Raw genomic sequence first — 22,343 nt, forward strand, 5'->3', positions numbered from 1 at the left:
GTACCTGCCCGCTGTGCGGGCAGGTCATCATGCGCCTTGACCTTTCAAGTCTCCAGACCCTTGCAGCTCATCATGCCACGACAGGCCAGCACTCCGCACCGTATTCACCGCATCGCCGATCAGATCCAGCGCGACCTTTCTGAGCTGATTCCGCGCGAACTGCGTGACCCGCGCACTGGTCTGATCACGATCGCCGATGTGCAACTCACACCGGATTACGCACACGCGCGCGTTTATTTCACTGTGCTCGGTGCGGAGCCCGAGCACGTTGCTGCTGTATTAAATGAGCGCGCAGGCTATCTCCACAGCTTGCTGTTCAAGCGTTTGCATATTCACACGGTTCCCACCCTGCATTTTGTGTTCGATGAATCGACGCGCAAGGCGAGTGATATGAACACGCTGATCGCGAACGCGGTTTCCAATACGGCAAAGGACGACTGAGCTGCGGAGCTCAGGAGTGCGGCGATGGCAGCAATGCAACAATCCCGGTGGCAGGCCGTGCATGGCGTCATGCTGCTCGACAAGCCGCGAGGATGGACTTCCCACGCGGCGCTGCAACAGGTCCGACGCGCGCTGAGAGCCGAAAAGGCTGGGCATACTGGTACGCTCGATCCACTGGCTGAAGGTCTGTTACCGCTGTGCTTCGGCGCAGCAACCAAATTTGCGCAATTGCACCTCGAGGCGGACAAGGCATATCGTGCGGTGTTGCAGCTTGGGGTGACGACGACGACCGACGATGCCGAAGGCGAGGAAGTGGAGCGCAAGCCGGTTCCACCATTGACGCGAAGCCAAGTTCAGGCGATGCTGCACTGTTTCGTCGGTGATATCGCGCAAACTCCGCCTGTTTATAGCGCTCTCAAACGTGATGGCAAACCCCTTTATGCCTACGCGCGCGCCGGACAGGAAGTCCAAATCCAGCCACGACAAGTCCGCATCGAAAACATGAGTCTTGTTGCTCTGGACGGTGACCGTCTCACTCTGGATGTGCGCTGCGGGAAGGGCACGTATATCCGGGCGTTGGCACGGGATATCGGCCAGCACCTCGGTTGTGGTGCACATTTGGCGGCTCTGCGCAGAACGGCTAGCGGCAATTTCGAGGTGGCGCAGGCGCACAAGCTCGACGCGCTGCGAACGCTCAGTGCGGAGATCGTGCAAGGCTGGCTGCTTCCCGTGCACTGCTTGGTGCAAGGCCTAGCTCGAGTGGATCTGGATTTGTCGCAAACCGCACGCATCTTGCATGGTCAGAGCTTGGCGTCTGATGCCTGGACACTCCTGCCTGAAGGACCCGTGCGCGTGTTTGGCGCAACGGGGGATCAAACACAGCTTTTTCTTGGCGTTGCGCAGTGGGATGGGCAAGTCCTGTCCCCGCAGCGCCTTCTCAGCAACGAGGAACTGCGTACGCAGTGAACATATCATGACCCGATCAATCCGCAATGTAGCCATCATCGCCCACGTCGATCACGGCAAAACAACCATGGTCGACCAACTGCTCAGGCAGTCGGGAACCTTCCGGCAGAACCAGCAAGTCGCTGAACGGGTGATGGACTCCAATGACCTCGAGAAGGAGCGCGGGATCACGATTCTCTCGAAAAACTGCGCAGTGGAGTGGAAAGGCACGCACATCAATATCGTCGATACACCCGGGCATGCCGATTTCGGTGGCGAGGTCGAGCGAGTGTTGTCCATGGTGGACAGCGTGCTGCTGCTGGTTGATGCGGTGGAAGGCCCGATGCCGCAGACCCGTTTCGTCACTAAAAAGGCACTAGCGTTAGGCCTCAAACCCATTGTCGTGATCAACAAGGTGGACCGGCCCGGTGCGCGCGCCGACTATGTCATCAACGCGACCTTCGAGTTGTTCGACAAATTAGGTGCGACGGAGGAGCAACTGGACTTTCCAGTGGTCTACGCGTCCGGGCTGAACGGCTGGGCTACGCTCAATCCGGGCGAAGTCGGCACTGATCTGTCGCCCTTGTTCGATGCGATCTTGCAGCACGTCCCCGCTCATGAGGGCTCAGCGACAGACCCCCTGCAGCTGCAGATCTGCTCGCTTGACTACTCCACCTTTGTGGGGCGTATTGGCATCGGGCGCATTAACAGTGGAACCCTCAAGCCTATGCAGGAGGTCGCCGTTTACAGCGGGCCTGAGTCCACGCCGTTTAAGGCCCGAGTCAACCAGGTCCTGAAGTTCGAGGGGCTGGAGCGCAAACAAGCCGAGAGCGCGGAACCGGGTGATATCGTGCTGATCAATGGCATTGAGAATATCGGTATTGGCGTGACGCTCACCAGCGTCGACGACCCTCGTCCACTTCCAATGCTCATGGTCGATGAGCCAACATTGACCATGAACTTCTGCGTCAATACGAGCCCGTTGGCCGGGCGCGAGGGCAAGTTCGTCACGAGCCGTCAAATTCGCGACCGACTAGACCGTGAGCTGCAAAGTAACGTGGCATTGCGCGTGCGCGATACCGAGGAGGATGGCGTGTTTGAAGTCTCGGGGCGTGGAGAGTTGCACCTGACCATCCTCTTGGAGAACATGCGTCGTGAAGGTTACGAGTTGGCAGTGTCCAAGCCGCGTGTGGTATTTCATGAAGTCCATGGCCAGCGCCAGGAGCCGATTGAAATGGTCACCGCCGATGTGGAAGAGCAGCATCAAGGTGGTGTGATGCAGGCATTGGGGGAGCGCCGCGGCGAGTTGGTGAACATGGAGCCAGACGGCATGGGCCGCGTGCGTCTGGAGTATCGCATTCCCGCACGCGGGCTCATCGGGTTTCAGAACGAATTCATGAATCTAACTCGCGGAACGGGGCTCATCAGCAACATCTTTGATGGCTATGACGCATACAAAGGCGAAATATCTGGCCGCAAGAATGGCGTGCTGATCAGCCAGGACCAAGGGGAGATCGTGACGTATGCATTGGGTAAGCTTGATGATCGTGGGCGTATGTTTGTCAAGCCTGGTGACCCGGTTTATGAAGGCATGATCGTGGGCATTCACAGTCGCGACAACGATCTCATTGTCAATGCGGTGCGCGCCAAGCAGCTCACCAATTTCCGGGTTTCAGGCAAGGAAGATGCGATCAAAATCACGCCACCGATCGAGCTCACGCTGGAATATGCGGTGGAGTTCATCGAGGATGATGAACTGGTGGAAATCACGCCCAAGTCCATTCGTCTGCGCAAGCGCTACCTGACCGAGCACGAGCGCAAGCGCGCAGGACGAGCGGAGGCACAAGCCGCCTGAACGCGGCGCTTTGTCGTTTTGCCCCAAAGCCAGATCGCCAGCATGCGCAACCCTGGGTCGCTGCGAGCGTCGATTAACCAGAGCGGCTCCCATCACCGCCTTGCTGTTCTGGCCATGGTCGGAGCCACGCTTCTGTGGAGCATCGCGGGGGTGGTCACCCGCCATCTTCATCGCAACAACGGCCTTGATCTGGTTTTCTGGCGGAGCAGTTTCACCGCAATCACCGTTCTGGTCTGGTTGCTATGCAAGCAAGGCGCAGGTTCTCTTTGGTCCGAGCTGCGAGGCGCCACAAAGCTGCTGTGGCTCTCCGCATTGTTCTGGGCTGTCATGTTTACCGCCTTCATGGTGGCACTGAGTCTCACCACCGTGGCGCAGACTCTGGTGACTGACAGTATGAGTCCCTTGGTCGCCGCGGTGCTGGGTTGGCTGATTCTTCGCCATCCACTGCCAGTGCGAACCTGGGGCGCCATTTTTTTAGCCATGCTCGGCATGGGTTGGATGGTTTGGCATAACCTTTATGCAGCCGTCAACCATCGCCAGCTTGTGGGGCTTCTTGTGGCCTTTGCTGTGCCGCTGGCGGCAGCGAGCAATTGGGTGAGCCTGCGTCGAGCGGGAGGCGTTGTGTCTATGCAGCCGGCCCTGATGATCGGCGCCGCGCTGTCCGCCGTCGCTGTGATTGGGTTCGCCACCCCTTTCGCGGTCGATGGCCATGATCTGGGTTGGCTTGCCTTCCTCGGGGTCTTCCAGCTTGCGGTTCCAGGTTTGCTCGCCATCTGGGCGGCGCAGCGCCTTGCACCGGCCGAGACCGGATTGCTCGGACTCCTCGAAGTCATCTTTGGCACTTTGTGGGCTTGGCTCGGCGCCGGAGAGCGGCCGGCGGTGAGCACCCTTCTCGGCGGTTTCCTGATTCTTGTCGCATTGGTGGGCAACGAGGTACTTGGGTGGCGCCAGGCACGCCGCCAATTTCGCAAGGCGTTGCTATGTAGCCGAGACGGCGCAGGGGCAGCGTTTTCGAGCGAGCGGGTGCGGTAGCGATCGACAGCCATCGCCTTTTCGCATTTCGTTGTGAAAGACGCTTGACACCTGTTTTAGTCTGTGCAAGAATCTCTTTCTTCGCTGCAAATGCAGCAGCTGCCGGAAGCGCCTGAGGGTGCGGAGGGCAGGATCCTTAACAAGAAGCAGCCGATAAGTGTGGGCGTTTGACTGTCTTGCAAAAGAGATAGTTGAATGCTCATGAAGAAGTACGGAGAAATCCGTGATTTCGATTGAGTAGCCTTCAAGGCAAAACCGAGATTGAACTGTAGAGTTTGATCCTGGCTCAGATTGAACGCTAGCGGCATGCCTTACACATGCAAGTCGAACGGCAGCACGGGGGCAACCCTGGTGGCGAGTGGCGAACGGGTGAGTAATGCATCGGAACGTGCCCAACGATGGGGGATAACTGCGCGAAAGCGTTGCTAATACCGCATACGACCTACGGGTGAAAGCAGGGGACCGCAAGGCCTTGCGTCGATGGAGCGGCCGATGTCGGATTAGCTAGTTGGTGAGGTAAAGGCTCACCAAGGCGACGATCCGTAGCTGGTCTGAGAGGACGACCAGCCACACTGGGACTGAGACACGGCCCAGACTCCTACGGGAGGCAGCAGTGGGGAATCTTGGACAATGGGGGCAACCCTGATCCAGCAATGCCGCGTGTGGGAAGAAGGCCTTCGGGTTGTAAACCACTTTTGGCAGGGAAGAAATGGCCTGTGTGAATACCACGGGTTGATGACGGTACCTGCAGAATAAGCACCGGCTAACTACGTGCCAGCAGCCGCGGTAATACGTAGGGTGCGAGCGTTAATCGGAATTACTGGGCGTAAAGCGTGCGCAGGCGGTTGGGAAAGATAGGTGTGAAATCCCTGGGCTTAACCTAGGAATTGCATTTATGACTGCCCGACTGGAGTACGGTAGAGGGGAGTGGAATTCCGCGTGTAGCAGTGAAATGCGTAGATATGCGGAGGAACACCGATGGCGAAGGCAGCTCCCTGGACCTGTACTGACGCTCATGCACGAAAGCGTGGGGAGCAAACAGGATTAGATACCCTGGTAGTCCACGCCCTAAACGATGTCGACTGGTTGTTGGACGGGAAACTGTTCAGTAACGAAGCTAACGCGTGAAGTCGACCGCCTGGGGAGTACGGCCGCAAGGTTAAAACTCAAAGGAATTGACGGGGACCCGCACAAGCGGTGGATGATGTGGTTTAATTCGATGCAACGCGAAAAACCTTACCTACCCTTGACATGTCTGGAATCCTGAAGAGATTTGGGAGTGCTCGAAAGAGAGCCAGAACACAGGTGCTGCATGGCTGTCGTCAGCTCGTGTCGTGAGATGTTGGGTTAAGTCCCGCAACGAGCGCAACCCTTGTCATTAGTTGCTACGAAAGGGCACTCTAATGAGACTGCCGGTGACAAACCGGAGGAAGGTGGGGATGACGTCAAGTCATCATGGCCCTTATGGGTAGGGCTACACACGTCATACAATGGACGGTACAGAGGGCAGCCAACCCGCGAGGGGAGCCAATCCCAGAAAACCGTTCGTAGTCCGGATTGCAGTCTGCAACTCGACTGCATGAAGTCGGAATCGCTAGTAATCGCGGATCAGCTTGCCGCGGTGAATACGTTCCCGGGTCTTGTACACACCGCCCGTCACACCATGGGAGTGGGGTTTACCAGAAGTAGTTAGCCTAACCGCAAGGGGGGCGATTACCACGGTAGGCTTCATGACTGGGGTGAAGTCGTAACAAGGTAGCCGTATCGGAAGGTGCGGCTGGATCACCTCCTTTCTGGAAACGCTTGATGGTCAAGCGCTCACGCTTATCGGCTGGCAGCCTGCAACGCAAGTTGCAGACGTTGGTGGCTAGATTGCAGTCCTCATGGGGGTCTGTAGCTCAGTTGGTTAGAGCACCGTCTTGATAAGGCGGGGGTCGTTGGTTCGAGCCCAACCAGACCCACCAGCCTGGCGCGAAGGCGTCAAGGGGCGTGGCAGGATCTGGGGTGTAGCTCAGCTGGGAGAGCACCTGCTTTGCAAGCAGGGGGTCATCGGTTCGATCCCGTTCACCTCCACCACAGACGATCAAGACACGGGGGAAGCTGGATCAAACGCCAGGGTACGCACGCGAGTGTGTGCGTTGACGTTTGATTCCGATCAAAAGATAGGCTGCGTTCTTTAACAATTCGAAAGCTGACAATTGCATATTGATTTATGCATATGCGATTGCATCAAAACTTTATCAACGAGAACTATGCTTTGGCCTAGGTCAAAGTTATAGGATCAAGCGACTAAGTGCATACGGTGGATGCCTTGGCGACTACAGGCGATGAAGGACGTGGAAGCCTGCGTTAAGCTGCGGGGAGCTGGCAATCAAGCTTTGATCCGTAGATGTCCGAATGGGGAAACCCACCCGCAAGGGTATCCCCTGCTGAATACATAGGCAGGGGAGGCGAACCGAGTGAACTGAAACATCTAAGTAACTCGAGGAACAGAAATCAACCGAGATTCCGAAAGTAGTGGCGAGCGAAATCGGACCAGCCTGTACGTTTTAGCATCGAGATCAGGGGAACGCTTTGGAAAGGGCGGCCGCAGTGGGTGATAGCCCCGTACCTGAAAATTTCGGTGTGGAACTAGGCGTACGACAAGTAGGGCGGGACACGTGTAATCCTGTCTGAACATGGGGGGACCATCCTCCAAGGCTAAATACTCGTAGTCGACCGATAGTGAACAAGTACCGTGAGGGAAAGGTGAAAAGAACCCCGGGAGGGGAGTGAAATAGATCCTGAAACCGTATGCATACAAAAAGTCGGAGCCCGCAAGGGTGACGGCGTACCTTTTGTATAATGGGTCAGCGACTTACATTCAGTGGCAAGCTTAACCGCATAGGGAAGGCGTAGGGAAACCGAGTCCGAACAGGGCGTTGAGTCGCTGGGTGTAGACCCGAAACCGGATGATCTATCCATGGCCAGGATGAAGGCTGGGTAACACCAGCTGGAGGTCCGAACCGACTAGTGTTGCAAAATTAGCGGATGAGCTGTGGATAGGGGTGAAAGGCTAAACAAATCCGGAAATAGCTGGTTCTCCTCGAAAACTATTTAGGTAGTGCCTCGTGTATCACCTTCGGGGGTAGAGCACTGTTTTGGCTAGGGGGTCATGGCGACTTACCAAACCAAGGCAAACTCCGAATACCGAAGAGTGTGAGCACGGGAGACAGAGCACCGGGTGCTAACGTCCGGACTCAAGAGGGAAACAACCCAGACCGCCAGCTAAGGTCCCTAAATATGGCTAAGTGGGAAACGAAGTGGGAAGGCTTTGACAGTCAGGAAGTTGGCTTAGAAGCAGCCATCCTTTAAAGAAAGCGTAATAGCTCACTGATCGAGTCGTCCTGCGCGGAAGATGTAACGGGGCTAAGCCATATACCGAAGCTGCGGATGTGCGTCAAGCACATGGTAGAGGAGCGTTCCGTAAGCCTGTGAAGGTGTTCTGAAAGGGATGCTGGAGGTATCGGAAGTGCGAATGCTGACATGAGTAGCGTTAAAGGGGGTGAAAAGCCCCTCGCCGAAAGCGCAAGGTTTCCTACGCAACGTTCATCGGCGTAGGGTGAGTCGGCCCCTAAGGCGAGGCAGAAATGCGTAGCTGATGGGAAACAGGTTAATATTCCTGTACCACTGTCCAGTGCGATGTGGGGACGGAGAAAGTTAGGTGATCCGGGTGTTGGATGTCCCGGTTCAAGCACGTAGGCGTGCCCCTTAGGCAAACCCGGGGGGCTGAGCTGAGATGCGACGACGAGGCGGCTTGCCGCTGAAGTCACTGATACTCTGCTTCCAAGAAAAGCCACTAAGCTTCAGCTGGACATGACCGTACCGCAAACCGACACTGGTGCGCGAGATGAGTATTCTCAGGCGCTTGAGAGAACTCGGGAGAAGGAACTCGGCAAATTTGTACCGTAACTTCGGGATAAGGTACGCCCCTGGTATGTGAAGCCGTACAGGCCGAGCAGAAGGGGGCCGCAGTGAAAAGGTGGCTGCGACTGTTTATTAAAAACACAGCACTCTGCAAACACGAAAGTGGACGTATAGGGTGTGACGCCTGCCCGGTGCCGGAAGGTTAAGTGATGGGGTGCAAGCTCTTGATCGAAGCCCCGGTAAACGGCGGCCGTAACTATAACGGTCCTAAGGTAGCGAAATTCCTTGTCGGGTAAGTTCCGACCTGCACGAATGGCGTAACGATGGCCACACTGTCTCCTCCCGAGACTCAGCGAAGTTGAAATGTTTGTGATGATGCAATCTCCCCGCGGAAAGACGGAAAGACCCCATGAACCTTTACTGTAGCTTTGCATTGGACTTTGAACAGATCTGTGTAGGATAGGTGGGAGGCTTTGAAGCCGGAATGCTAGTTCCGGTGGAGCCAACCTTGAAATACCACCCTGGTGTGTTTGAGGTTCTAACCTTGGTCCTTGAATCAGGACTGGGGACAGTGCATGGTGGGCAGTTTGACTGGGGCGGTCTCCTCCTAAAGCGTAACGGAGGAGTTCGAAGGTACGCTAGGTACGGTCGGAAATCGTGCTGATAGTGCAATGGCATAAGCGTGCTTAACTGCGAGACTGACAAGTCGAGCAGATGCGAAAGCAGGACATAGTGATCCGGTGGTTCTGTATGGAAGGGCCATCGCTCAACGGATAAAAGGTACTCTGGGGATAACAGGCTGATACCGCCCAAGAGTTCATATCGACGGCGGTGTTTGGCACCTCGATGTCGGCTCATCTCATCCTGGGGCTGTAGCCGGTCCCAAGGGTATGGCTGTTCGCCATTTAAAGAGGTACGTGAGCTGGGTTTAAAACGTCGTGAGACAGTTTTGTCCCTATCTTCCGTGGGCGCTGGAAGCTTGAGAGGGGCTGCTCCTAGTACGAGAGGACCGGAGTGGACGCACCCCTGGTGTACCGGTTGTCACGCCAGTGGCATCGCCGGGTAGCTATGTGCGGAAGAGATAACCGCTGAAAGCATCTAAGCGGGAAACTCGCCTCAAGATTAGGCTTCCCTGGAGACTCGATCTCCCTGAAGGGTCGTTGAAGACTACAACGTTGATAGGCTGGGTGTGGAAGCGCAGTAATGCGTTGAGCTAACCAGTACTAATTGCCCGTGAGGCTTGATCCTATAACTTTGATCTAGCATTGACGCAATCGCAGTCAGCTTCTCGAATTGGGTGCACGCCCCAGGCCTGCGCCAACAAGTTACGCCTGATGACCATAGCGAGGTGGTCCCACCCCTTCCCATCCCGAACAGGACCGTGAAACACCTCAGCGCCGATGATAGTGCGCATTCGCGTGTGAAAGTAGGACATCGTCAGGCACCCCTCCCAGCCCGGCCATCACCATGGCCGGGCTTTTTTTTGTCCGCCCGGCGCATTCCCCCGGCGAGACGTTGGGACAGATGCCCGCAGGCGTCAAATCGACTATCCTTGGAAGCACTCACGAACCACGGAGGCTTCGATGCAATACGCGCGTTTAGGCAAGACGGGCCTCACAGTTTCCCGCATTTGCCTCGGCTGCATGACTTACGGCATCCCCTTTCGGGGGGCTCATCCGTGGACGCTTGACGAAGCGGCAAGTCGGCCGTTGATTCGCCAAGCCGTAGAGCTCGGTATCAATTTTTATGACACCGCAAACGCATATTCCGATGGCACGTCTGAGGAAATCGTCGGCCGTGCATTGCGCGATTTTGCAAAACGCGACGAGATCGTCGTGGCGACCAAAGTGCATTACGCGTCGCGTCAAGCACCAAACGTGGGCGGACTTTCCCGAAAAGCGATTTTGTATGAGATCGACGCCAGCTTGTCCCGCCTCGGGATGGACTATGTCGACCTATATCAAATCCACAGATGGGATCCGGCGACACCCATCGAGGAAACGATGGAGGCACTACATGACGTTGTGAAAGCGGGCAAGGCCCGATACATCGGGGCCTCATCGATGTTTGCGTGGCAGTTTGCCAAGGCCCAATTCGTCGCACAGAGGGAGGGGTGGACACGGTTCGTGAGCATGCAGCCCGAGATCAATTTGCTCTATCGCGAAGAGGAACGCGAGATGTTGCCGCTTTGCCGGGACGAATGCATTGGTGTGCTGCCCTGGAGCCCTTTGGCTCGAGGGCGCCTTGCAAGACCGTGGGGCGAACAGACCGCACGCATGACCAGTGATAGTTTTGGGGCAAGCCTGTTTGCGCAAACGCAGGAGGCGGACCGACGGGTAGCGGAGGCTCTTGCCGAAGTCGCGGCGCGGCGAGCGGCGCCACGTGCGCAGGTCGCGCTGGCATGGCTACTGCAAAAGCCGGGCGTCACGGCTCCCATCATCGGCGCCTCGAAATCTGGTCATTTGCATGACGCGGTTGCATCACTTGAGCTGACGCTTACCGACGAAGAAATTTCAATACTCGAGGGCCCTTACGTGCCCCATGCGGTCGTGGGTTTCGAGTAAATGTAAGTGTGGAATGACATCAAGTCAGGCGGGCTCACGCGTACCTGACGTCGTCAAGACGCTGGTATTCGACCGCCAGACATCTCGAGGTGTTTGGCCATGGCGCCAGCCACTCTTGAGCCTCCTGCCGAAAACCCAAGTAGAACCCAAGCTCTGCATCGACTGTCAACAAAAGAGTCAGCGACAACGCATCTGCCGCACGCCATGCGTGAGCTGCGACCGGGGCATTGGACGGCTGCGTCCGAGAAAGGCCTACCTTTGGCGGCGCCATTCGCGCCACCAAAGCCACAGCCGGCGCCACCAAGGAAAGCGTCTTGGCGCTCGCTTTTTATTTGACATCACAGATCCAATACTTCATCCAGCAATGAAGCAGAGCTCTTGACCCCGAGCCCACCATGCTCCTCGTTTCGATGGTGCGATACCTAACACTGACCTTAGAAGGTCTCGCATTGGGGTACCCTCGCAAGATTTGCCAACAGTGAGATCGATAACCTCCAAACTACATTTCTGCGCCAATGGCAAGACGTGTCTGAGTTTGAGCAGATTGTTCGACGAAAATCTGCGCCAAAGGACGTCACGTTATTTGGCCAGGCATTGCCCGCGTGGAACGCAGACTCAGTTCAGGTCTCCTTCGCCGAACGTACGACCAACGCAGCATTTGTTCCCCCAAACCCTGCAGACAGCGTCATGGCGTACCGTACGGGATGATTCAGGATCGTTTCGGGGACGTGGTAGAGCCCGGTGCACTCAGGGTCCAGGTCGTCCAGAAATGCCGTTGCAGGGATAAAGGAATGGCGCATAGCCAAAATACACACGAGCATTTCCATGGCGCTTGCGGCTCCGAGCATATGGGCATGAAGGGCCTTTGTTGCACTGACTGGAACAGTGTGCGTTGCGTCACCGAGCACTTCTTTCAATGCCGCAACCTCAATAGGGTCGCCGCCGCGCGTGGCAGTTGCGTGCGCATTGATGTAACCGAGTTGTGACGCGTTGATCCTGGCACCCTTCAGCGCGGCGCGCATGGCGGCGATTTGGCCCCGCTGATGCGGAGCGCCAATGTGATGCCCGTCCGACGCGATGCCCCAGCCATCAATGAAAGCAAGAATTGGCGCATTGCGACGCTCCGCGTGTTCACGGGACTCCAACACATAAAACACGCTTCCCTCGCCCAAGACTAAACCTGTGCGCCTGCGAGAAAAAGGCCGGCAACTCTGCGAAGGCATGTGATCTACATCCGCCAAGGCGCGCAATCCATCCCAGGCACCCAGGAACATGGGCTGAAGAGCGGACTCCGCGCCGCCGGCAACGGCAATGTCCAATTCACCACCGCGGATATGCCGGCAGGCGTCAGCGATCGCCGCACCCGAGGACGAGCATGCGGATGAATGACACGCTGTCGGGCCCAGAATTTGATGACGGATCGAAATCTGCGATGCTGCTGCATTGGCCATGCAACCCATGATCACGTAGGGCTTCGCCGTCTTGCGGCCCTCTAAGTAAAACTGTCGTATGCCCTCCCATTCAGTGGCGCCACCACCACGGACCGTGCCGTAAAAAACCCCTGCACGGTCGCCAAACGTGGAAAAGTTGGCAAGTCCAGCGTTTTCTGTCGCCTGGCGCGATGCCAGGATCGCCATCTGCGTAGTACGATCAAGAAACGGGAGTTCAACCCGCGTGAACGCCTCATTGAACTGAGCGTTTACTGCCCCGATGGGAAAGGGACGCGCCATATCTGGTGAGTCAAAGGCACTGATCCCGGATTTCAGACCAAGAAGACTTTCGAGAACCTCCGTCTCGGAGGACCCAATAGGGGAGATGACTCCAATGCCCGTAATGGCAATTTCAAGCATGACTTGGAGCTTTTATATTTTTAATGACCATGTTCGCGACATCGATCAATGTCGGGTTTTTCGGTAAATCAATATCTTTGAGCTTGCAACCCATCGAATCTTCGAGAGTCATAATGACGTCAAGCACACCCATCGAATCGAGCCCAATCTCCGCGATATGCATCGAGTCGGGCTTGCCCGTCAGATCGATGTCAAACGTTTTATGAGTTATGCTTTTAATAGCATCAATGATTCGGTTTTGATCCCAGACTTGGCTCATGGCTTGCCTTCATGAAGGTTAATAGCTGGATGATAACCGAAAAATGGTGGCGGTGCAATCGGGTTTTGGTAATAATTGAACAGATATTATTTTGCGTCAAATTCATGAATCCTGCCGTGTGGCGTTTCTGAGAGTCTGAAGGGGGTTCACAATGCATCCGACAGCTATCGACCAAGGATGGGTCCGCGAGCCCGTTATTATCATCGTTGATGATCAATCGACAAACTGCCATCTGTTGGCGGAAATTGCGCACGGATTCTGTCCGGACGGAAAAATTCTTTCTTTTGATGACCCCCTGGCTGCGGTAGCCTACGCAAACGCGCATCAAGTTGATCTTGTGTTGACTGATTATCGTATGCCGCAAATGAATGGCGTAGCGTTAATACGCACACTCAGAACCATGAAGCACCTGAATGAACCGCCAATCATCTGCGTGACCGCAATCGATGATCTGAAAGTTCGTTATGAAGCCCTCGACGCGGGTGCGAATGATTATTTAAGTCGACCGCTTGACTATCGCGAATGCGCCGCGCGCTGCCGCAATCTATTAAATATGCGGCGATTTCAGCTCGCAACACTGCATCATGCGAAGGAACTTGAAAATCGCGTCGAGCAAGTTGTTCAGGATCTGCAGAAGAAGAAAATGGAAACCCTGTTTCGCTTAGCCAAAGTGGCGGAACAGCGCGACACAGATACAGGTGGCCATCTCAATCGCATCGGGCGTTACTCGAGGTTGTTGGCGCGAAAAATGGGCTGCGAAGAATCGTTCGCGACAATGATGGAGTTGGCAGCACCGCTCCACGATATCGGAAAAGTTGCCATTCCTGATAATATTCTTTTGGCGGAGCGCGTTTTGACGCCAGATGAGTGGGCAGTTATGAAAACGCACACGATCATCGGACACGCCATGCTTTCTGGTGGAGATTCAGAGGACTTGATGATCGCCGCAGAGATTGCTAGGTTTCATCATGAGAAGTTCGATGGAAGTGGATACCCGGACGGACTGTCGGGACAAGGTATTCCCATCTCCGCGAGGATCCTCGCAGTGGTCGACGTTTACGATGCGTTGACATCCAAGAGGCCGTACAAAAAGGCGTGGCCGAATGAGGAGGCTATCGCCTACTTGCGGGCGCAAGCGGGGAAGCACTTGGATCCGGAATTGGTTAATATTTTTCTTTCGTGCCGGCCCGACATCGATAAAATCCGGGTGCATTTGCAGTAGTCTTGCGTCCCGAATAAGCAGTGCTAAAGGCTGTTCAAGATCTCGAATCGACTCCACGTTTGTGAGGTGATGCGTCCCCCGGAGTTCGACAGTTTGAGTCAAAAATTGGCTGAAAACGCCGACCCCGGCCTTGACGGAACAAAGGGTTAGCATCGTTTTTGGAAAAGTACGTGTGGTGGCACGTTTTTCCACATTGTGAGGCTGTTGCCATTTGCAGATGGGTTGGTGTATTGTGGCGGCATGTTTATCAAGATCACCACCTCCGGCGGTCGCCGCTATGTCCAGCTCGTGGAGTCCTACCGGGATGAGAGCGGGCGGGTGAAGAAACGCACGGTGGCCACCCTGGGGCGCGCCGACCAAGCTGGCAGCCAGCTTGAGAGCGTGATCCGCGGCCTGCAGCGACTTCGCGGCGACATGCCGCCGGAGGCCGGCGCGGTGGCGACCGTGGCCGACGTGCGGTTCGAGTCCAGCCGCGCCCTGGGCGACGTATGGGCGCTGACCGAGCTGTGGGACGAATTGGGATTCGGCGAGCTGCGCCGGGTTTTTGGTCGCACGCGCAGCCGCATCGACGTCGAGGGGCTGGTGCGCCTGATGGTGCTCAACCGCCTGTGCGATCCGACATCCAAGCTCGGGGTGCTGCGCTGGCTGCAGACGGTGGCGCTGCCGCGCTTTGCGCCCAAGGAAGTGACGCACCAGCAACTGCTGCGGGCGATGGACGCGCTGGTCGAACACCAGGACCGCGTGCAGGCGGCGCTGGCCGGGTTGCTGCGCCCGCTGATCGACCAGGACCTGTCGGTGGTGTTCTACGACATGACCACCATCGGCGTGGAGGGCGAGACCGAGCTGGCCGGCGACCTACGCCAGTTCGGCATATCCAAGGACGGCGGCATTCGCCGCCAGTTCATGCTCGGAGTGGTGCAGACGGCCGAGGGACTGCCGCTGACGCATCGGGTCTGGGAAGGGAACACGGCCGAGGCACCGACGCTCAGCACCGTGGTTCAAGAGGTTCTGGCGCTGTACCCGGTCAAGCGCGTGGTGCTGGTGGCCGATCGCGGTCTGCTCAGCCTGGACAATCTGGAGTGGCTGCGCGGGCAACGCGTGGGCGGCACCGAGCAGCCACTGGAGTTCATCCTGGCCGTGCCGGGGCGGCGTTATGCCGAATTCTCGGAGATTCTGGAGCCGATCCACGCGCAGCGCTGCGCGGCAGCCACCCGCGAGGTCCTCGGCGAGACCCGCTGGCAGGACATGCGCCTGGTCTGGGCCCACGATCCGCGCCGCGCCCTGGAACAAACCGCAGCGCGCCGCCAGCATATCGAAGAACTCACGCAGGAAGCCCAGCGGCGTGCTGGCAAGCTTGATGCGCAAGAAGGCGGCACCGCCTTCAGAGGCCGGCGCCTGAGCGACTCCGGTGCTAAGGCCTGGCTGTACCGCGCGGTCTCCGAGGCGCATCTGGGCTCGATCATCAAGGTCGACCTGCAATCGGATCTGTTCACCTACGTCATCGACGACAAGGCGCTGGCGCGTGCAGAACTCAACGACGGCAAGCTGTTGTTGGTGACCAATGTGCCAGAGTTGTCGGCGCTTGAGGTTCTGCGACGCTACAAGAGCCTGGCCGACATCGAGCGCGGCTTCAAGATTCTCAAATCCGAGATCGAGATCGCCCCGGTGTTCCACCGCTTGCCCGACCGCATCCGTGCCCATGCGCTGATCTGCTTCATCGCTCTGGTGCTGTACCGCGTCATGCGCATGCGCCTCAAGGACGCCGGCTCCAAGCTGTCGCCCGAACGTGCACTCGAGCAACTGCGGCGCATCCAATACCACCAGGTCCACCTCGGCGGCGAGCGCCGCGACGGCACGTCCTCGCTCAGCGACGCCGACCACGCCATCCTCCAAGGACTCAAGCTCCCGAAACCCGCCATCGACGACCAACTCGCACTCCTGTAGGGGCACGTTTCAACGCTCACCCTAACGATATCGCGTACTTACGACCGTAACTGTCGAACTCCGGCGTCCCCGGGGCGAATCGCGCACGCCGAAGGTTGGATGGGAGCCAGACGCGGATGGGCAGCGGGATATGGCGATGCGGTCGAAATCGACCGGCGCGATAACACGTGGCGCAGCGAGCAAGCTCGGCCTCAGCGGCCGCCGGCTCATTGGCTTGGCAGGACGCGGAATGGAGCAAACCCAGATGCCGAGTCACCATTGGCGGCCGCGGCTGCGAAAAAAGTGGATACAGATGGATTGGCACGCGCAACATTGCCGAAACATGGAGCGCATAGTCTTCAGGGATGCGCCATTTGCCTCGTTCGACCGGTCTCGGAGTTGCATTACTCTTCCTGCTGTCTCCATCAAGCCAGGCTCTCGGGCTGGATTCGATGCGGAATTGGGTGGACAGCGCCGACCAGAATTTGACGAATATCTACGATAACGGCACGCCCGATGTGTTTTTCACGGGCTACACCTGGCATGACCCAGCGACCTACACCGCGGCCAAGCGCGCAACGCTCAACAGCCACGCTTGGGGATTGGGCTGGGGCAAACATCTGGTAGACGCGAACGGCAATGACGAGATGGTGTACGCGATGATGTTTTCTGACTCTCACCGCAATGCGCAGCCTGTTGTGGGGTATGGCAAGCAATGGTTATGGCGCCCGGCAGGAAAGCTGCACTTAGGGGTGGGATATACGGCTGGGATCACATCGCGTGCTGATATTTTCAACAATATTCCGTTTCCCATCGCATTGCCGCTGGTGTCCGTTGGTTATGGGCGATTTACGCTGTATGGCACGTTTCTGCCAAAGGTAACTAGCACATTGAACAATGGCAACGTGGCGTTTTTTTTCGCACGGTATGCCTTTCGATGAAGCGCGGGTTAAGCAGGCAACGCATGCCTGAGCAGTCGCCATGAGGACTCGCTCAAAGCGTCTTCGTCTGTGCATGCGGAGAAGCAATTGATCGGCATCCCGATCGTGTTGTGACCAAGTTCCACCCAGCACCTCCCTCGAGGTGACGCGCGTGTCTGACGGACGCCCCTGATAGGTCGCTCGTCAGTGCGCTGGTCAATTGGGCATCGGATCGAACTGCCAGTACGACTGCCTTGACACTGCCTGCGAAGTACTGAGAGTCACTGCGTTGGCAGACATGCGTGAAAACTGGCTTCGCCGCCACGCGATAGCTCATCGGGCCGCCTCGGATCCGGGGTACACGCATTTCCGTGATGTGCGTCAAAGCCGCAAAGGCTCTTGCCGGCGTATAAGCAATCCTATCGGGTTGTATTTGGACAAGGGTCTCATCTTGAGGCAAGAGCTAACAAATTGCACCGGCGGCAGGGACGCATTGCGCGTGGCAAGCCAAAGCGGCTTTATACGTACGCGCTGGGTCGTGACTCTTGGCATCGTTTTGTTTTTCGGGTTTGCGGGCGCCGGTTGGTGGGCCACACATCCCAAGACGCAAGTGGTTTACGTTACTGCACTTGCGGCGCGAGGTGCAGTGGCACGCACCGTTACGGCAACCGGAACGGTGAATCCTGTGCTCACGGTGATCGTGGGCACTTACGTTTCAGGCGTGATCCAGTCCCAATACTGCGACTACAACACCAAAGTCAGAAAAGGACAACTGTGCGCAAAAATTGATCCGCGCCCCTATCAGACGATTGTCGACGAGAACATGGCTCAGCTTGCGGTGGCACGGGCGCAGCTCGTGAAGGACCAAGCCAACGTCGAGTACACAAGGATCAATTTCAAACGCTTGGTGGGGCTTGTTGGCCGAGGTGTGGTTTCGCAGGATGCGGTTGACCAGGCAAAAAGCGCTGTGGACCAGGGCGCGGCTCAGGTCCAACTGGACAAAGCGACGGTGCAGGAGCGTGAGGCTTCGCTCGAGGCTGCCAAGGTCAACCTCGGCTACACGGATATAGTGTCGCCAGTTGACGGCACGGTTGTTTCGCGCAATGTCACCATCGGGCAGACTGTGGCCGCCAGTTTCCAGACGCCCACGCTATTCCTTATTGCCACCGATCTCACGCGAATGCAAGTTGACGCCAATGTCAGCGAAAGTGATATCGCTACGATCAAAGATGGTGATAAGGCGAGCTTTACCGTGGAGGCATACTCGGGCCGCCTGTTTCCGGGACGAGTCGTGCAGGTTCGCCAAGCGCCACAGTCGGTCCAAAACGTCATTACCTATGACGTGGTCGTTGCTTTGAACAATACCGATTTGCTGCTCAAGCCTGGAATGACGGCCACAGTGGGCATTGTGACCGCTGAGCGCGATAGTGTGCTGCGCGTGCCCGATCAGGCACTGCGTTATTTGCCGACAGGCGCCAGCGTCGCGCCCAAGTCCAGCAAGGGACTCACCAGGGTTTGGGTATTGCGAGACGGACGCCCTGTAGCCGTGTCGATCAAGACCGGTCTCGATGACGATACGTATACGGAGGTCGTTGGCGGCGACCTCAAGGCCGGGGATCGCGTGATTGTCGGCGAGCAGCGTGCGGGTGCTGCGACCCAGGGTGGCGCATCGGTGCGCTTCGGGCTTTAGGGTAGCGAGTCAAACGCCATGGCCGCGCCCGTGATCGAACTCCGGGACGTTTCACGCGTCTATCGCGTGGGCGACACGGAGGTGCGCGCACTCGATGGCGTGAATCTTTTGATCGAACGTGGTGAGTTCGTCGCCATCATGGGTTCGTCGGGCTCCGGAAAATCGACGCTGATGCACGTGTGCGGATGCCTCGATCGTCCTACGGGCGGCCAATACCTGCTTGAGGGTGTGGACGCCGTGCGTCTGAGCGAAACGGAACTCGCGCGCATCCGCAGTGAGCGCATCGGTTTCGTGTTCCAGAGCTTTAACCTGCTCGCACGCACAAGCGCCATCGAGAATGTTGCCCTGCCACTGTTCTACGCGGCATCCGGCCCCGCGCGGCGGTCGGAGCGCGTGGCCCGTGCACGGGAGTCGCTCCAGACGCTAGGCCTGAGCGGACGCGAAGACAACACTCCTAGCCAACTCTCGGGTGGACAGCAGCAACGCGTGGCCATTGCCCGTGCGCTCATCAATCGTCCCAGCCTTTTGCTGGCGGATGAACCCACTGGAAACCTCGACACGCGAACCTCCCACGAGATCATGCAGACACTGCGCGCTCTCAATCGGCAGCAAGCAGTCACCGTGCTGCTGGTGACCCACGAGCGCGATATTGCCGACTATGCGGATCGTGTCGTCACCATGCGCGATGGCAAGATCATTTCTGATGAACGCAATGTGGCTCCAGCCGGCGGTGGGTTGGCCCCAAGTGTTGCGGAAATCTCGGCAAGCGGGGCCAACCCCACCGCAGGTGGACTCGCCGACACGCTGCGCAAGACGCCGTCCCTGGGCTTCACCACCATGATTCTGGCAGCTGCCGCGCAGGCGATCGTCCGCAACAAGATGCGCTCAGCGTTGACCATGCTGGGCGTTTTCATTGGGGTGGCCGCACTCATCGCGATGGTCGCCGTGGGGCAGGGGGCTAATGCCGCTGTACGCAAGCAAATCGAAAGCCTCGGCACTAACTTGCTGGTTGTCATTCCTGGGGCGACCACCAGTAGCGGAGCGCGCGCCGGATCGGGCAGTGCCTCGACGTTGACAGTGACTGATGCTCAGGCTCTGCGCCGAGATGACCCAGCAGTGGACCAGATCGCCTACATGATCCGGCAAGCTAGCCAAGTGCAGTACGGGGGACAGAATTGGTCGACAGTGATCCAGGGCGTTACACCCAGCTACCTGCCGATGACGAACTGGCAGATCGCGGCAGGCCGCACACTGGAGCGCACCGACGAGACAGGCGCGTCCATGGTTGCAGTGATCGGCAACACTGTTTATCGCCAGTTATTCCGTCCCTACGAGAACCCCATCGGCGCCCATATCCTGATCAAGGGGCGCAGCCTGCAAGTTGTGGGATTGCTGGTGTCAAAGGGCCAGACTCCCTTCGGGCAGGACCAGGATGATTTGGTGATGATCCCCTTCACGACTGCGCAGCAAAAGGTATTGGGCGTCGCCGCACCGAGCCAGGCGCAAAACCTGGCAACAACGACGATATCGGGTGCGAGTGTGCCGGTCAATACGACGGCATCGGCATTCCCCGCACCGCCTAATCCCTACAACATCCCACCACGCCTCGCCGGATACGTGAACACTATCTTTGTGCAGGCCACGGGCGCTGGACAGGTTTCGGCTGCACTGACGCAGGTTCGCGAGACATTGATGCGTCGCCACCGGATTGGACCGGGCGCCACACCCGATTTCTCCGTGCGCAACCTTAGCCAAATCGCGCAGACTGCCGAAAGTTCATCCAGGATTATGGCGCTGCTGCTGGCCGTGGTGGCATCGATTTCCCTGATCGTGGGCGGCATTGGGATCATGAACATTCTGCTTGTCTCAGTGACCGAGCGCACACGCGAGATCGGCCTGCGCATGGCGATCGGTGCCAGGCGCGTGCATGTGCTGCTGCAGTTCCTAGCCGAAGCGGTGTTCGTGAGTGTCACTGGGGGAGTGGCCGGCATCGTCTTTGGCATCGCAGTCTCAGCGCTTGTCTCGGCTGTGGCGCACTGGCCCATACTGCTTTCGCCCGGTGCCATCGCAGGGGGGTTTGTGTTTTCGGCCGCGGTCGGCATTTTCTTCGGCTATTACCCGGCGCGCAAGGCCTCACGTCTGAACCCAATCGAGGCCCTTCGTTATGAATAAGCTGCGCAAAGGACTGTGGGCAGTGCTGGGTACGCTGGGATTGACCGCTTGCGCTGTCGGCCCAGACTTTAAGGCGCCTCCGGCACCGACGCAAAAGGCCTACACAGCGCGGCCGGTCACGCTTTCGCAGGCTGGCACGGCTCTTCCGGAGCAAAGCCTGACTATCGGCGCAACGGTTTCCACGCAGTGGTGGCGTCAATTTAAGTCTTCCACGCTTGATACAACCGTGGCGCTGGCTGTAAGCGATAGCCCGACGCTCGAGCAGGCTCGCGCTACGCTCGCTCAGGCGCAGCAGTCCTTGCGTGCGGCGCAGGCAGCCTTGTATCCGCAGTTCGATCTCGGGGCAGGCGTCAGCCGTGCCCGCTCACCTGCAGCTAATGGCTCCGGCAGCAGTGACCTGTTCAGCGTTGGTCCACTCGTGAGCTACAACGTTGATGGTTTCGGCGGCACACGGCGGCTCATTGAGGAGCAAAGCGCGGTCGCCGATGTGCAGCGAGCGCAGCTCGCTGCTGCACGCCTCGCTCTAACCGGAAACGTCGTGGCTCAAGCTATCGGTATCGCTGCAGCGCGCGACCAAACAGCGGCCGTCGAGGCAGTGTTAGCGGTCGACCAGCAAAACGTTGAGCTGGTGCGGCTGTCGGTGCAGTCGGGAATTGCCGCCGCAGCTGATCTCGTCGCGGCACAAAGCCAGCTCGCCGCTGACGAAACCCTGCTTCCGCCGCTGCGGCAGCAGCGCGCTGCTGCCGAGCACGCGCTGGCGATGCTGGTCGGCCGTTCCGCCGCGACTTGGACGGTTCCGCAATTCGGCTTCGAAACGCTCATCTTGCCCGCGAATCTTCCGGTTGTGGTCCCTTCTGCTTTGGTTCGTGTGCGCCCCGATATCCGCGCTGCCGAAGCGCAGTTGCACGTGGCCAGCGCGGCCATCGGCGTCGCCACGGCAGCGCTGTATCCGCAGATTTCCCTATCGGCATCGTGGACGCAGCAGGCGGCGACGATGGGCGCGTTGTTTGATGGAACCAACGGTTTATGGGCTGTGGCGGCGAGTCTGACGGCGCCGATCTTCCATGGCGGTGCCCTCAGAGCGCAGCAGCAGGCTGCGATCGATGCTTTCAATGCGCAACTTGCCGCATATCGCCAGACCGTGCTTGTGGCGTTTAACCAAGTGGCCGATGTCATGCAGGCTCTCGAGCATGACGCACAGCTGATTGCTGCACAGCGCAGGTCGCTCGACGCCGCATCCGAGTCATTGCGTCTAGCGCGTGACAGCTACGCTGCAGGCGCAGGAAGCTTTCTTCAGGTGCTTGCCGCGCAGCGCATCTATCAACAGGCACGATTAGGGTACGCCCGCGCCATCAGCCAACGCTACATCGATACGGCACTGTTTTTCGCGGCCATGGGAGGCGGGGCTGCCCAGCCTCCAGCGAGCCCCCCCGATTAAATGGTTTGCCGGGGCGGCGCTTCGATCCCCGGACACGCCCCAAGTGCACCGCCGCTGCGGACGTTTGCCGCCTGCCGAAGATATGCCAGCGACCGTCCCCGGCCAAATGCTTCAATCTGCGCATGG

The 22,343-nt window shown here is 58.0% G+C and carries 13 protein-coding genes, 1 tRNA gene and 3 rRNA genes; 15 read left to right on the forward strand and 2 right to left on the reverse strand.

Annotation, left to right across the window (positions count from 1 at the left end; translation table 11 throughout):
• The first annotated feature begins 72 nt into the window (after positions 1-72).
• From rbfA to CD04_RS0102530, 9 genes are all read left to right on the forward strand, one after another.
• Complete coding sequence (gene rbfA, locus CD04_RS0102480) at positions 73-441, forward strand: 30S ribosome-binding factor RbfA (RefSeq protein ID WP_031404229.1); 369 nt, start codon at positions 73-75, stop codon at positions 439-441.
• A 24-nt stretch (positions 442-465) separates the two neighbouring features.
• On the forward strand, positions 466-1,407 hold the full coding sequence (gene truB, locus CD04_RS0102485; RefSeq protein WP_031404230.1) for a tRNA pseudouridine(55) synthase TruB: 942 nt from the start codon (positions 466-468) through the stop codon (positions 1,405-1,407).
• A 7-nt stretch (positions 1,408-1,414) separates the two neighbouring features.
• Positions 1,415-3,241 (forward strand): translational GTPase TypA, encoded by a 1,827-nt coding sequence (gene typA, locus CD04_RS0102490; RefSeq protein ID WP_031404231.1) that lies wholly within the window; start codon positions 1,415-1,417, stop codon positions 3,239-3,241.
• 42 nt (positions 3,242-3,283) lie between these two features.
• Positions 3,284-4,273 (forward strand): DMT family transporter, encoded by a 990-nt coding sequence (locus tag CD04_RS0102495; protein WP_081857954.1) that lies wholly within the window; start codon positions 3,284-3,286, stop codon positions 4,271-4,273.
• A gap of 263 nt (positions 4,274-4,536) precedes the next feature.
• A 16S ribosomal RNA gene (locus CD04_RS21290) occupies positions 4,537-6,066 on the forward strand.
• Positions 6,067-6,160: 94 nt separating this feature from the next.
• A tRNA-Ile gene (locus tag CD04_RS0102510) sits at positions 6,161-6,237 on the forward strand.
• A gap of 315 nt (positions 6,238-6,552) precedes the next feature.
• Positions 6,553-9,427: ribosomal RNA gene (locus CD04_RS0102520) — 23S ribosomal RNA — on the forward strand.
• A gap of 82 nt (positions 9,428-9,509) precedes the next feature.
• A 5S ribosomal RNA gene (gene rrf / locus CD04_RS0102525) occupies positions 9,510-9,622 on the forward strand.
• Together the 16S, 23S and 5S rRNA genes with 1 tRNA gene alongside form the textbook arrangement of a ribosomal RNA operon.
• Before the next feature lie 140 nt (positions 9,623-9,762).
• On the forward strand, positions 9,763-10,743 hold the full coding sequence (locus tag CD04_RS0102530) for an aldo/keto reductase (RefSeq protein ID WP_031404233.1): 981 nt from the start codon (positions 9,763-9,765) through the stop codon (positions 10,741-10,743).
• Positions 10,744-11,363: 620 nt separating this feature from the next.
• Here the strand turns inward: CD04_RS0102530 and CD04_RS0102540 are convergent.
• Together CD04_RS0102540 and CD04_RS0102545 are read right to left on the reverse strand one after the other, a co-directional pair.
• Positions 11,364-12,593, reverse strand: coding sequence for a beta-ketoacyl synthase (locus tag CD04_RS0102540; protein ID WP_031404234.1), 1,230 nt, complete (start codon positions 12,591-12,593; stop codon positions 11,364-11,366).
• The gene (locus tag CD04_RS0102545; RefSeq protein ID WP_031404235.1) at positions 12,586-12,852 is read right to left on the reverse strand and encodes an acyl carrier protein; all 267 of its coding nucleotides are present in this window, start codon (positions 12,850-12,852) and stop codon (positions 12,586-12,588) included. Before CD04_RS0102545 ends, CD04_RS0102540 begins: the two co-directional genes overlap by 8 nt.
• A gap of 151 nt (positions 12,853-13,003) precedes the next feature.
• Here CD04_RS0102545 and CD04_RS0102550 point away from each other — a divergent pair, with 151 nt between their 5' ends.
• The 6 genes from CD04_RS0102550 to CD04_RS0102575 all read left to right on the forward strand — a co-directional run bounded on the left by CD04_RS0102550 (position 13,004) and on the right by CD04_RS0102575 (position 22,217).
• Positions 13,004-14,074, forward strand: a complete 1,071-nt coding sequence (locus tag CD04_RS0102550; protein WP_038167437.1) for an HD domain-containing phosphohydrolase — start codon at positions 13,004-13,006, stop codon at positions 14,072-14,074.
• A 240-nt stretch (positions 14,075-14,314) separates the two neighbouring features.
• Positions 14,315-16,018: an IS1634 family transposase gene (locus tag CD04_RS0102555; RefSeq protein WP_031404237.1), complete on the forward strand. Its 1,704-nt coding sequence runs from the start codon at positions 14,315-14,317 to the stop codon at positions 16,016-16,018.
• 344 nt (positions 16,019-16,362) lie between these two features.
• Complete coding sequence (pagP, locus tag CD04_RS0102560; protein ID WP_038167439.1) at positions 16,363-16,938, forward strand: lipid IV(A) palmitoyltransferase PagP; 576 nt, start codon at positions 16,363-16,365, stop codon at positions 16,936-16,938.
• A 478-nt stretch (positions 16,939-17,416) separates the two neighbouring features.
• Positions 17,417-18,607, forward strand: a complete 1,191-nt coding sequence (locus CD04_RS0102565; RefSeq protein WP_231480436.1) for an efflux RND transporter periplasmic adaptor subunit — start codon at positions 17,417-17,419, stop codon at positions 18,605-18,607.
• An 18-nt stretch (positions 18,608-18,625) separates the two neighbouring features.
• Positions 18,626-20,779: an ABC transporter permease gene (locus tag CD04_RS0102570; RefSeq protein WP_031404240.1), complete on the forward strand. Its 2,154-nt coding sequence runs from the start codon at positions 18,626-18,628 to the stop codon at positions 20,777-20,779.
• Positions 20,772-22,217: an efflux transporter outer membrane subunit gene (locus tag CD04_RS0102575; protein ID WP_031404241.1), complete on the forward strand. Its 1,446-nt coding sequence runs from the start codon at positions 20,772-20,774 to the stop codon at positions 22,215-22,217. The genes CD04_RS0102570 and CD04_RS0102575 overlap by 8 nt, the downstream gene beginning before the upstream one ends.
• Positions 22,218-22,343 lie beyond the last annotated feature (126 nt).

The sequence above is a fragment of the Thiomonas sp. FB-Cd genome, from assembly GCF_000733775.1.
Taxonomy (GTDB): Bacteria; Pseudomonadota; Gammaproteobacteria; order Burkholderiales; family Burkholderiaceae_C; genus Thiomonas_A.